The sequence below is a fragment of the Rahnella aceris genome (genome assembly GCF_011684115.1).
In the GTDB taxonomy this organism is placed as follows: domain Bacteria; phylum Pseudomonadota; class Gammaproteobacteria; order Enterobacterales; family Enterobacteriaceae; genus Rahnella; species Rahnella aceris.
In genome coordinates, this window is sequence record NZ_JAADJV010000005.1 from 143,428 (window position 1) to 155,417 (window position 11,990).

Genomic DNA, 11,990 nt, shown 5'->3' on the forward strand with positions numbered 1-11,990 from the left:
TTACAGTCTTTTGGCAGTGAGAGAAGGCATAATTTGCAGAATAATTGACCTGCTTCCTGCAAATTATGAATGGGAATCGTATTGATAATTGTTTGCATTTGCAATAGTGTGTTACCGCCCGTAAACGGGACGATAAAAATACACACACAACAGGCCATCCTCCTGTTCACTAAATCTGTTTTGCAGGAACGGATGGATTTCAGGGCAGAATCCACTATGAAAAGCAGGCTACCACACTATTCTCTGGCAACCTTAATCGGGCTGGGATCAGCACTTTCTTTGCCCGTCAGCGCGGCAGAAAGCACCACAACCCGCACAACAGACGCCAGCCAGAACACCGCAGAAACACAGGAAGACACCAGCGACACACTGGTTGTCACCGCCGCACAGCAAAACCTTCAGGCTCCCGGCGTTTCCACCATCACTTCTGATGAAATCCAAAAACGCCCTCCGGCACGCGACATCAACGAACTTATCCGCACCATGCCCGGCGTAAACCTGACCGGCAACTCTACCAGCGGCCAGCGCGGTAATAACCGCCAGATCGACATCCGGGGTATGGGCCCGGAAAATACCTTAATCCTGATCGACGGTAAGCCGGTGAACAGCCGCAACTCAGTGCGTCAGGGCTGGCGCGGTGAGCGTGATACCCGCGGCGACACAAGCTGGGTTCCGCCCGATATGATCGAGCGCATCGAAGTGATCCGCGGCCCGGCGGCGGCGCGTTACGGTAACGGCGCGGCGGGTGGCGTGGTGAACATCATCACTAAAAAAGACACTCAGGAGTGGCACGGTTCCTGGAATACCTATCTGAACGCACCACAACATAAGGACGAAGGCTCGACCAAACGTACCGATTTCAGCCTCTCCGGCCCGCTCAACGATCAGTTCAGTTTCCGCCTGTTCGGTGGCTACAGCAAAACGCAGGCTGACGCGCAATATATCAACGAGGGTCATCAGTCTGAGCGTACCGGCACCTATGCCGACACCGTTCCGGCAGGTCGCGAAGGCGTGATCGATAAGAATATCGACGCCCTGTTGCACTGGGATTTTGCCCGTATGCAGTCGCTGGAATTTGAAGTGTCCAACAGCCGTCAGGGCAACCTGTACGCAGGCGACACGCAGAACACCAACACCAGTGATTTGGTGAAAAGCATGTACGGTGAAGAGACTAACCGCATTTACCGCCAGTCCTACTCGGTGACCTACAAAGGCGCGTGGGATAACGGTGTGACCACCAACAACTACGTGCAGTACGAAAAAACCCGTAACTCGCGCATGGATGAAGGGCTGGCGGGCGGTACCGAAGGCATCTTCTCTGACGAAGACTTCAACACCATCGCACTGGGCGACATTCTGGCGCACAGCGAAGTCAGTATTCCGTTTGAACTGGGCGTGCCGCAAACCGCGACGTTCGGCACGGAATGGAACCAGCAGAAGATGAAAGATCCGTCTTCCAACACGCAGGCTATGCTCGGCGGCGCGATTGCCGGTACCGACAGCACCAACCGCAGCCCCTATTCTCAGGCAGAGATTTTCTCGCTGTTTGCCGAAGATAATATTGAGCTGACCGACAGCACCATGCTGGTGCCGGGTCTGCGTTTCGACCATCACTCCATTGTCGGCAATAACTGGAGCCCGTCGCTGAACCTGTCTCAGGAACTGGGCGACGATTTCACCCTGAAAATGGGTATCGCCCGCGCCTATAAAGCGCCGAGCCTGTATCAGACCAACCCGAACTACGTGCTGTACAGTAAAGGCCAGGGTTGTGCGGCCAGCGGCGGCGGTTGTTATCTGGTGGGGAATAAAGATCTGGATGCGGAAACCAGCGTTAACAAAGAGATCGGACTGGAATTCCACCGCAACGGTTATCAGGCGGGCGTGACCTATTTCCGCAACGATTATCGCAACAAAATCGAATCCGGTTATCTGCCAACCGGCACGTCCTCCACCGGCACAACTGATGTATATAAATGGGAAAACGTGCCGAAAGCCGTGGTTCAGGGGCTGGAGGGCACGCTGAATATTCCGGTCAGCAGCACCGTTTCCTGGAATAACAACGGCACGTACATGATTGAAAGTAAAAACAAAGAGACCGGCGATTATCTGTCGATCATCCCGGAATTTACCATCAACTCCACGCTGAGCTGGCAGGCGACGGAAGATCTCTCTCTGCAATCTACCCTGACCTGGTATGGCCGTCAGAAGCCGAAGAAATACAACTACAAAGGTGAAGCCGTCACCGGCAGTGAGAAGAATGAAGTCAGCCCGTATTCTGTGGTCGGCATGAGCGGCACCTACACCGCGACCAAAAATGTCAGCGTCACGGCGGGTATTGATAACGTCTTCGACAAACGCCAGTTCCGTGCGGGTAATGCCCAGACCGTGGGTAATGCCACCACCGGCGCCTATATGTACGGCGCAGGCGCGGCAACCTACAACGAGCCGGGCCGCACGTTCTATATGAGCCTGAATACGCACTTCTGAGTATGTTGCCCACATAAAAAAAGCCACCTGCAAAGGTGGCTTTGTTGTGTCTGAAACCTGACTTTGGGCTTACAGCACGCCCTGCGCCAGCATGGCATCAGCGACTTTGACGAAGCCGGCGATATTTGCGCCACGGACATACTGCGTCTGCTGGCTTTTGCCGCCGTATTCGACACACGACTGGTGAATATCCAGCATGATGTGACGCAAACGCGCATCCACTTCTTCGGCTTTCCAGCTCAGACGCGCAGCGTTCTGCGCCATCTCCAGCCCTGACGTTGCCACGCCACCGGCGTTCGCCGCTTTGCCCGGTGCGAACAACACGCCCGCGTCGGTGAACAAATCCGTCGCTTCAATCGTGGTTGGCATATTCGCGCCTTCGGCTACCGCTTTCACGCCATTGGCGATCAGCACGCGTGCCGCATCCGCATCCAGTTCATTTTGCGTGGCGCAAGGCAGCGCGATATCCACCGGCACGTTCCAAGGCTGCTGCCCTTCAAGATACGTCAGCCCGAGTTTTTGCGCGTAATCCGCCACGCGACCATCGCGGCTGGCTTTGATTTCGGTCAGCAGCGCCAGTTTCTCAGGAGTAAAGCCTGCTTCATCGACGACAGTACCGTTAGAATCTGACGCCGTAATCACCCGTGCGCCCAGTGACATGGCTTTTTCAATTGCATATTGTGCGACGTTACCGGAACCAGACACCGCCACGCGCATACCTTCGAAATCCAGGCCATGGCGTTTAAGCATCGATTCAGTGAAATAGATCAGGCCATAACCTGTGGCTTCCGGGCGGATCAGGCTGCCGCCGAACGACAACCCTTTGCCGGTGAACACGCTGGCAGTGTTGTTGGAGAGTTTTTTCATCATCCCCGCCATATAGCCGACTTCACGCCCGCCGACGCCGATATCCCCCGCAGGCACATCAGTATCCGGGCCGAGATGACGGTAAAGTTCCAGCATCAGCGCCTGACAGAAACGCATGATCTCGCCTTCGCTTTTGCCTTTCGGATTGAAATCACTGCCGCCCTTTCCGCCGCCCATTGGCAACGTGGTCAGGGCATTTTTAAAGGTCTGCTCAAAACCAAGGAATTTGAGAATCGATAAATTGACCGACGGATGGAAACGCATGCCGCCTTTATACGGGCCAATCGCCGAGCTGAACTGTACACGCCAGCCACGGTTCACCTGCACCTGATTTTTGTCATCCACCCACGCGATACGGAACTGAATGACACGTTCCGGCTCCACCAGACGTTCGAGTAAAGCAGAACGGCGGTATTGCGGATTTTGTTCGAGGAAAGGCCATAGCGTGGTCATAACTTCACGTACGGCCTGGGAGAATTCGACCTGATGCGGGTCGCGTTGCTGAACTGAGGATAAGAACTGTTCGAGGGATTGAATCTGATCCATTAAGGTAAAACTCCGTTTGTAAGTGATGTTGTCTTTTTTATTTACTGCTTATTTTTTGACTATGCATCGACTGACAAGCGGACATCAAGCAATTTATTTCCCAATAAAAACCCTAAGATTTACGACCTTCCAGCTTCAGTAACAACAACTTGTTGTCCAGCCCGCCAGCAAAGCCGGTTAATTTCCCGGAAGCACCAATCACCCGGTGACACGGCGCCACGATAGAAATCGGGTTGCGGCCATTGGCCGCGCCCACGGCACGAACCGCTTTCGGGCGACCGATACGACGGGCGATCTCGCCGTAGCTGCGCGTTTCACCAAACGGAATTTCCAGCAACGCCGCCCAGACTTCTTTCTGGAATTCGGTGCCGGTGAAATCGAGTTCCAGCTCAAAACGGGTACGCTTACCGGCAAAATATTCGTTCAGCTGTTGTTCGGTTTTCAGCAAGATCGGAAACGACGGGTCTTCAATCATATCGCCCAACGGCACGCGCCCGTCGATTTCACATTCCCACAAAATAGCGGTCAGCTTATCGCCTTTCGCCGCCAGTGTGAGTAACCCGACTGGCGATGCCATCCGCTTGAATCTGTTTTCCATCAGTCCCTTCCTCTGCAAGTTTTACGCCCCACACTTTACCGGAAAGGCAGGAACTGACGAAAATTATTTCAGGCCCAACTGTGCGCGAAGTTCCGCTTTCGCCGCGTCGAATTCGGTTTTGAAATCTGGCTGTTCTTCCATTTTTTGCGCGATCAGTGCAGCACCGGTGCGACTCATCACGGTATCAGAACGGTAATGGAAACCTGCTACCAGACGGTTTTCGGCGTAACCGGCCGCCCGGGTGAACAGCGCGTTGCGTTTTTCCGGCACCATTTCGCCCAGCACCGTCGCCATCAGATAGCCGATAGTAGAATGACCGGAAGGCCATGAGCCGGATTTGGATTTTTTCAGCAGCGGATGAATTTGTTCATCGAGCATATAAGGACGCGGGCGGTTAAAGGCTTTCTTGGCGTGATCGTCCACCACGTCTTCGGTCGCCACAATACGATCAAACAGCGCAGCGGTTTTCGGCAGTTTCGCAGCATCAAAGTCCGGCCCCATCACATCGGCAAAACGCCAGACGTTTTCTTCAGCATCAGCAATCGCCGCTTTTTCCTGCTCCGGCGTACGGGTGGCCTGAATTTCCAGCAATTCTTTCAGTTCCGCTTTGGTCTGCGCCGAATCATCCGCCGGTGGCGCGGGCAGATATTTCGTCAGATCCAGTTCCTGGCTGGTGATAAAGGGTTTGGCTTCGTCAGCCGCCTGAACGACAAAAGTGGAACCGAGGGTGAAAAGCAGCAGAGCAACGAGGGACTTACGCACGGGAAAACTCCTGATATTAGTTTGAATATCAGGAGAGTAGAGAACAAGTGTGACGCTTAAATGACAAACATCAGCCGAGCAAACCGAGTTTTCCGGTCAGCTTGCGCACCACTTTCTTTTTACCCGCCAGCGCAATGCCCAGCAGTTGCAGGTTGTCCGTCGGCACAACAGACACCGCTTCGCGAAACGCGGCGTAATCCGTGGTTTGCTGTCCTTCGACCGGAAAAATAATTCCGTCCATTTCGTCATCATGAAGCAGGTGCTGATGAAGGTGCGTGAGCTGTTCGCTGTCGGCAACCAGCACGCTGATGCCAATCGGGATCAGCCCCGGATGCACGCGGTTATCAGCGTCAATCAGCGGCTCGCCCACCAGCGACGGATGGCGTTGCCCGAGCGTCAGGGCCAGAACGGCGGCGGCATTGGCGGCATGTCCGGCGGCAAGTTGCTGGTTGATGACAATCACGCAGCGTTCCGGTGACGAAGGCAGAATGGTTGCAGGCGTATTCATGATGGCAGGCTCCGGTTCAGTTGAAACATGAGCTTAACCCGTCACTTTTTCTCAATCTGGAAGATTTGTGCACAGACGCCGGTAATGTGCTGGCGTGAGCTGATAGGCGCGGCGGAACCAGCGCCCGAGATGGCTCTGATCAGCAAAACCTAAATCAGCCGCCACGTCAGCCGGTGTGCGCCCGAGCGCCAGCCCTTCACGGGCGCGGGTCAGTTTCAGCTGAATAAGATAGGCGTGCGGCGGCAATCCGAATTCAGCTTTAAACGCACGGCTGACCACAAAGCGGCTTTCGCCGGTCGCCGCTGCCAGTTGTTCGAGGCCGATGTCTTCGTGCAAGTGGGCATGCAGATATTCCCGCGCCTGATGCGCCAACCGCGACCAGGGCGCATGCCCCTGAAGTCGCGGCGGCTGCCAGGTGAGATGGCCGCCCAGTGCACAGAGCAAGCCGTCGAGCGCGGTCTGGCGGACAATGCGCAGGTCTTTGCCGTGCAGCGCCTGAAAAGCCCGTGACGTCGCCTGCGCCAGTTGCGGATCCTGCGCTAAGGTATTTTCGAAACTCGGATCACCGGCCGGAGAAAGGGAATCGCGCCGTGCCGCCAGCTCGCGGCTCAGCCATTGCGGATCGAGATACAGCATGTGATAGGTAAAACCGCCGGGCTGCACCGCATCGCCGTCATGGATTTCGCCCGGTTCGAGCATAAAGACTTTGCCCGGCAGGCTTTGATGTTTCTGGCGGCGACAACTGAACTGCTGCAAACCGTACTGAGTGACACCGACCAGATAACTGTCATGCCAGTGGGGATCGTAAGCATGGCCTTCGAAATGGGCGTGGATCGTCTCGATCCCGCTGTCTTTATCTTTCGATAAATCGACCCAGTTTGCAGACGCCATACATCCCCCGCTGAATGAATTAACAACAGGGTAACAAATAGGCGGAGTGAATAAAACTCGGTGGGTTTAAAACCCCCTCCCGGCCTCCCCCTTCGCAGGGGGAGGAGCTGAAAAAACTGCCAGCTTTTTCTCGGGGGAGGCGCTGAAAAACTTAGTGCTTCACGCTTTCAATAAAGGTTTTACGGGCGGTTTTGGAACCCAGACGTTCGGCTTCGTCCAGCAATTTCAGGGCTTTATCGACGTCCCCTGCTTTCACTGCTTTCTTAATCGCATCGTTAAAGTAGGTTTCTGAATCGCTGAGCATTGGCTCGCTCGGTTTAGCCGGAGCCGCCGCAGGTGCAGGCGCTTGTGTGCTGCCGACCACCACGGGTGCAGCGGCTGCCGGTGCGGAAGACGGGAAGATCTGACCAATCATCACGTTACCGGTTTTCTGCTCGGCAGTGACTTTCAGACTCAGTGTGCCGGTCGGGGTATGACGGGCAATCGGATCCGGGATATCCGGCACCGCGTTACCCACGCCAGCGGCGAAGGCTTTCGCCGGGTTCACCATCTGCGTGGTCTCAGCTAAGTCCTGACGGGTGGTGTACACCAGCAGATAAATTTGTTTCTGACCCAGTGCCGGCGTCAGTTTCAGTGTGCCTTCCAGACGATCGCTCGAGACGATACCTGGTTTCTGATACGGGAAATAGCTGGAAGGGTAAAACGCAGCCGGACGCATCTGCTCATCCAGCACCAGAACATTTGGCGCATACACGGTTTTACCGGTCGCGATACTGGTCAGCGTAATTTCAAGCGAACCCCGGTCAGCAGGTAAAGCGAAAGCCCCGACGGCGCCCTGAATCTCACCCTGATTGATTTCAACACTGGACGTCCCCAGCGTTACATCCTGCGTCACTGGCGGAACCAGCGGCGTCCATGAAAGGTTGCGTAAGGTCTGGCTGGAAATAGCCGGTGCAGTATTCGCATCATTTTGCGCAGCGTTCACCACCGCAGGGGCAGCAGCCAACAGGCTCAGCGACAGACACAGTGACAGCAGATTCTTTTTCATTATTGTTTCCTTTGAAATCACCATGAAGGCTGGCGGTCATCAGCGATAATCCGCCAGCCAGCACATCTTCTTTACTGCGTTTTTTTAAAGCTTACATTGCCATTTTTCCAAACTCTTTCGGGTTGCCGGAAGGCGGCAAGCGTCCAAGTCCCCGGGAGCGTAGACAACTACGTGACCGGGGCGAGGACGCGCAGCCAACGCATCGGCAGCGCGAAGGAGGAAGGAAAAAATTACCACCAGATTTCCATTTGGGCGCCGAAGGTTATTTCGTCGTCATTACCACGGCTGTATGTGGTCGTGCTGGTGTCGTTCATCGCTAAGCCATTGTTTGCGCCGCTGTCAGTGTCGTAGCCCCATTTTTCATCCCAGTTCGCATAAGTGGCAAACACGCGGATGGCCGGACGTGACCAGATGCTGTCGCCCGCCTGCCATTGTTGCGCCAGGGTGACTTTGTACTGGCCGTTTTTGTCGCCGGTACGCTGGGATTTCACGTTGTCGTAACCGACTTCCAGCAAGGTGCTCATGATCGGGGTCCATTTGTACATCGGACGGACACCGACGGTGTACCAGGTGGTGCCGTTGTTGTTATCGCGGTCAACGTCCTGATACATCGCCACGTACATCAGGCTCCAGGTGTCGTTGAAGTCGATAGCACCGTGGTCGAGCACACGCACCATGCTGCCGTTGTTGTTGATGGCGGCACCATTCGAGTGGCCGTTCGCCGCGCCCTGACCCGGATCCGTCATGGAATCTGCGGCATATTGCAGCACGAATTTGTTATAGCCGTTGTAAATACTTTGCGTATGTTCCGCAGTGACCAGGAAGCCGTCTTTGGTCGCATCGTCAGCCAGTGAATAACCATCACGCGCGTTAGCACGACCGTAATCCACCCCTAACTCCAGCACACCGCCCGGGTTAGTTTGCAGGCCTGCCAGACGCACGTCGAACACGTCGTTGGAGGTAGGCACTTCATTACGCTGGTCAGCGATATAACCGTATGAACCGCCGCTTTCGGTGTTACGGGTGGCAGCCAGAGACAGTTTACCGAAGCCCAGATCGATATCTTCCAGACCCGCACCAGGACCTGAAATATCCCAGTAGTAGAAGTCGATCATGTGAACGTCATGACGTTGGTAGAAACGCTTACCGGCCCACATAGTCGAACCCGGCAGCCATTCGATCAGGTTCTTACCCTTCACGTTTGCTTCGCGGAAAGCCGGATCGGTTGACTCCCAGTCGTTCTGTTGAGAAACGGAATACGCCACGTTGGTGTCGAAGTAGAAGCTCTTATCCCCTTCTTTCCACACTTCCTGACCCAGTTTCAACTCTGCATACGTCTCACATTCGTTACCGAGACGGTATTTGCTGTCTGCACCTGTCGCTTTGAAACATTGCTGCTCGCCGCCGCTGCCGGTCCAGCCAATACCCGAACGGGCATAACCTGTGAAATCCACCGCCATTGCTTGTGTAGAAAGGATGCCAGCAGCCACTGCCAGCGCCAGGGAAGAACTACGCATTGTGATCATCATTTTCTCCTGTAGGGGATCGCGTGCTTTCAAACACCAGGTTCGGGGTGTAACCGGCGACATGCCGTTCCGTCTTCGCGGAACAGATGGCAGCGGTGTGGCGGCAAACCGATGGCGAATGTTGCACCTTCTTCTACCAGCACCACGTCGTTCTGGCGGTACACCAGGTTCTGACGAATTGCCGGAATTTGGATGTGGATCTGTGTTTCGTTACCCAGTTGCTCGACGACCTGCACTTCGCCGGAAAGCGTCACTTCAGCGACGTCGCTTGGCAGAAGATGTTCAGGGCGGATACCCAGTGACAGGTTGCTGCCGACTTTCACGTCGGTCCCTTCCACCGGCAGCCAGACTTGCTGGCGGTTCGGCAATTCGACCTGTACGCGCGCAGGCTCAGCAGCGGTGACTTTCACCGGCAGGAAATTCATTTTGGGTGAGCCGATAAAACCGGCGACAAAGCGGTTGGCAGGATAGTGATACAGCTCGAGCGGCTTACCGACCTGCGCGATATGCCCGGCATCGAGTACCACGATTTTGTCGGCCAGCGTCATCGCTTCGACCTGATCGTGGGTCACGTAAATCATGGTGCGTTTCAGGCGCTTATGCAGGCGTGAAATCTCAATACGCATCTGCACACGCAGCGCAGCATCTAAGTTAGAAAGCGGTTCATCGAGCAGAAAAACCGTCGGCTCGGCAACCAGCGTACGGCCAATCGCCACGCGCTGACGTTGTCCGCCGGAAAGCGCTTTCGGGCGTCTGTCCAGCAAATGCGCCAGTTGCAACACTTCGGAAACCTGATTCACCCGCTGATTGATCTCGGCTTTTTTCGCCCCCGCCAGCTTCAGGCCGAAGGACATGTTTTCTGCCACAGACAGATGCGGATAAAGCGCATAAGACTGGAACACCATGCCGATGCCACGATCGGCGGGCGGCACTTCATTCATGCGTTTATCGCCAATCTTCAATTCACCGGACGTGATGTCTTCCAGGCCTGCAATCATGCGCAGCAGAGTGGATTTACCACAGCCGGACGGCCCGACGAACACCACAAACTCGCCTTCTTCTATTTCCAGGTTGATGTCGCTGGAAATCACGGTGTCGCCAAAGGCTTTGTACACGCTGTTAAGGGAAACGCTCGCCATCCTGAACTCCTGTACTTGCTGCCAGCGAGAAAACTCAATGCAACGAAGAGTGAAGGATTAGCCGGTAACCGTAATCATCCGTAACAAAGTTTTTCATGGGGGAGGAGCAGGGAGGATGACGATTCACCGCAACCGGATGAAAGTTCACAGCAAAAATCAAATTCGTGATCTGAATGGCAAAAAACGAACCATATTTTTGAGTGATGAACCACATAACGCCTGAGAGTGTCGGTGGGATCACATTCTGAGAGGTGGGGGCGTAGAGGGGGGGATGATGAAGCTGTGACAGGTTAAATCCACACTGGCGTCGTACCCTGTCTTTTCCGTCTCAGACGATAAAAAAACCGACTACAAAAGGATTGGATTATGACCCTCAGCATTAAAAAGATTGTTAAACACACACTGGCACTCTCGGCGCTGGCTACGCTGGTGTTGTCATCTTCCGCGTTCGCCAAAATAGAAGAAGGAAAGCTGGTCATCTGGATCAACGGTGACAAGGGCTATAACGGCCTGGCGGAAGTCGGTAAGAAATTTGAAAAAGACACCGGCATTAAAGTCACGGTAGAACATCCGGACAAGCTGGAAGAAAAATACCCGCAAGTGGCAGCCACAGGCGGCGGCCCTGACATCATCTTCTGGGCGCATGACCGTTTTGGCGGCTACGCACAATCCGGTCTGCTGGCTGAAATCAGCCCGGACCAGACCTTCAAAGACAAACTGTTCCCGTTCACCTGGGATGCGGTCACCTTCAACGGCAAGCTGATCGGCTATCCGGTCGCGGTTGAAGCGCTGTCACTGATTTACAATAAAGACATCATTAAAGAAGCGCCAAAAACCTGGGAAGAAATCCCGGCGCTGGACAAAGAGCTGCGCGCCACAGGCAAGAGCGCCATCATGTGGAACCTGCAGGAACCGTACTTCACCTGGCCAATCATCGCCGCTGACGGCGGTTATGCGTTCAAGTATGAAAACGGCAAATACAACATCAAAGACACCGGCGTGAATAACGCAGGTTCACAGGCTGGCCTGCAATTCATCATCGATCTGGTGAAAAACAAACACATCAACGCCGACACCGATTACTCCATCGCTGAAGCCGCCTTTAACAAAGGCCAGACCGCAATGACTATCGACGGTCCGTGGGCGTGGTCAAACCTCGACAAGAGCAAAATCAACTACGGCGTGACGTTGCTGCCAACGTTCCACGGCAAGCCGTCTAAACCGTTCGTCGGCGTGCTGACAGCCGGTATCAACGCCGCCAGCCCGAACAAAGAGCTGGCGAAAGAGTTCCTGGAAAACTACCTGATCACCGACGACGGTCTGGCCGTCGTGAATAAGGACAAACCGCTGGGTGCCGTGGCGCTGAAGTCTTATCAGGAGAAACTGGAAAAAGACCCGCGCATTGCTGCCACCATGGCGAACTCGAAGAACGGTGAAATCATGCCAAACATCCCGCAGATGAGCGCCTTCTGGTACGCAGAACGCAGCGCCATCATCAACGCGGTGAATGGCCGTCAGACCGTTCCGCAAGCACTGAAAGATGTAGAAACCCGCATTACCAAGTAATGCCTGCGTTTTAGCTCAATGAACGGTACGGAGCCAACCTGCTCCGTACCGC

10 protein-coding genes are annotated in these 11,990 nt (G+C 54.8%); 2 read left to right on the top strand and 8 right to left on the bottom strand.

Translation table 11 applies throughout. From position 1 onward, the window contains the following. Positions 1–216 precede the first annotated feature (216 nt). Positions 217–2,487, top strand: coding sequence for a TonB-dependent siderophore receptor (locus tag GW591_RS20945; RefSeq protein ID WP_014411583.1), 2,271 nt, complete (start codon positions 217–219; stop codon positions 2,485–2,487). 69 nt (positions 2,488–2,556) lie between these two features. Here GW591_RS20945 and gdhA read toward each other — a convergent pair whose 3' ends face one another. From gdhA to malK, 8 genes are all read right to left on the bottom strand, one after another. Then, entirely contained in the window at positions 2,557–3,900 is a 1,344-nt protein-coding gene (gdhA, locus tag GW591_RS20950) for an NADP-specific glutamate dehydrogenase (protein WP_013573881.1), read from the bottom strand. Between the two features lie 112 nt (positions 3,901–4,012). Beyond that, a complete protein-coding gene (locus tag GW591_RS20955; RefSeq protein ID WP_013573880.1) occupies positions 4,013–4,498 on the bottom strand; it encodes a methylated-DNA--[protein]-cysteine S-methyltransferase in 486 nt (161 codons plus the stop codon). A 63-nt stretch (positions 4,499–4,561) separates the two neighbouring features. After that, entirely contained in the window at positions 4,562–5,260 is a 699-nt protein-coding gene (locus tag GW591_RS20960; RefSeq protein WP_013573879.1) for an acid phosphatase, read from the bottom strand. A gap of 70 nt (positions 5,261–5,330) precedes the next feature. Next, the gene (locus GW591_RS20965; RefSeq protein WP_112152062.1) at positions 5,331–5,768 is read right to left on the bottom strand and encodes a DUF2000 domain-containing protein; all 438 of its coding nucleotides are present in this window, start codon (positions 5,766–5,768) and stop codon (positions 5,331–5,333) included. Positions 5,769–5,819: 51 nt separating this feature from the next. Beyond that, the gene (locus GW591_RS20970; protein WP_112152061.1) at positions 5,820–6,659 is read right to left on the bottom strand and encodes an AraC family transcriptional regulator; all 840 of its coding nucleotides are present in this window, start codon (positions 6,657–6,659) and stop codon (positions 5,820–5,822) included. A 151-nt stretch (positions 6,660–6,810) separates the two neighbouring features. Then, positions 6,811–7,707 (bottom strand): maltose operon protein MalM, encoded by an 897-nt coding sequence (malM, locus tag GW591_RS20975; RefSeq protein ID WP_095923603.1) that lies wholly within the window; start codon positions 7,705–7,707, stop codon positions 6,811–6,813. A 230-nt stretch (positions 7,708–7,937) separates the two neighbouring features. Next, a complete protein-coding gene (locus GW591_RS20980; protein WP_014411581.1) occupies positions 7,938–9,236 on the bottom strand; it encodes a maltoporin in 1,299 nt (432 codons plus the stop codon). Positions 9,237–9,262: 26 nt separating this feature from the next. Beyond that, positions 9,263–10,372 (bottom strand): maltose/maltodextrin ABC transporter ATP-binding protein MalK, encoded by a 1,110-nt coding sequence (gene malK / locus GW591_RS20985; RefSeq protein ID WP_013573874.1) that lies wholly within the window; start codon positions 10,370–10,372, stop codon positions 9,263–9,265. A 366-nt stretch (positions 10,373–10,738) separates the two neighbouring features. On the opposite strand from malK, the gene malE reads away from it, so the two are divergent. Continuing rightward, positions 10,739–11,938 (top strand): maltose/maltodextrin ABC transporter substrate-binding protein MalE, encoded by a 1,200-nt coding sequence (gene malE / locus GW591_RS20990; RefSeq protein ID WP_013573873.1) that lies wholly within the window; start codon positions 10,739–10,741, stop codon positions 11,936–11,938. Positions 11,939–11,990 lie beyond the last annotated feature (52 nt).

Coding starts and splice junctions, on each gene's coding strand:
- GW591_RS20945 (WP_014411583.1), top strand. CDS start 217: ATGAAAAGCAGGCTACCACACTATTCTCTGGCAACCTTAATCGGGCTG.
- gdhA (WP_013573881.1), bottom strand. CDS start 3,900: ATGGATCAGATTCAATCCCTCGAACAGTTCTTATCCTCAGTTCAGCAA.
- GW591_RS20955 (WP_013573880.1), bottom strand. CDS start 4,498: ATGGAAAACAGATTCAAGCGGATGGCATCGCCAGTCGGGTTACTCACA.
- GW591_RS20965 (WP_112152062.1), bottom strand. CDS start 5,768: ATGAATACGCCTGCAACCATTCTGCCTTCGTCACCGGAACGCTGCGTG.
- GW591_RS20970 (WP_112152061.1), bottom strand. CDS start 6,659: ATGGCGTCTGCAAACTGGGTCGATTTATCGAAAGATAAAGACAGCGGG.
- malM (WP_095923603.1), bottom strand. CDS start 7,707: ATGAAAAAGAATCTGCTGTCACTGTGTCTGTCGCTGAGCCTGTTGGCT.
- GW591_RS20980 (WP_014411581.1), bottom strand. CDS start 9,236: ATGATGATCACAATGCGTAGTTCTTCCCTGGCGCTGGCAGTGGCTGCT.
- malK (WP_013573874.1), bottom strand. CDS start 10,372: ATGGCGAGCGTTTCCCTTAACAGCGTGTACAAAGCCTTTGGCGACACC.
- malE (WP_013573873.1), top strand. CDS start 10,739: ATGACCCTCAGCATTAAAAAGATTGTTAAACACACACTGGCACTCTCG.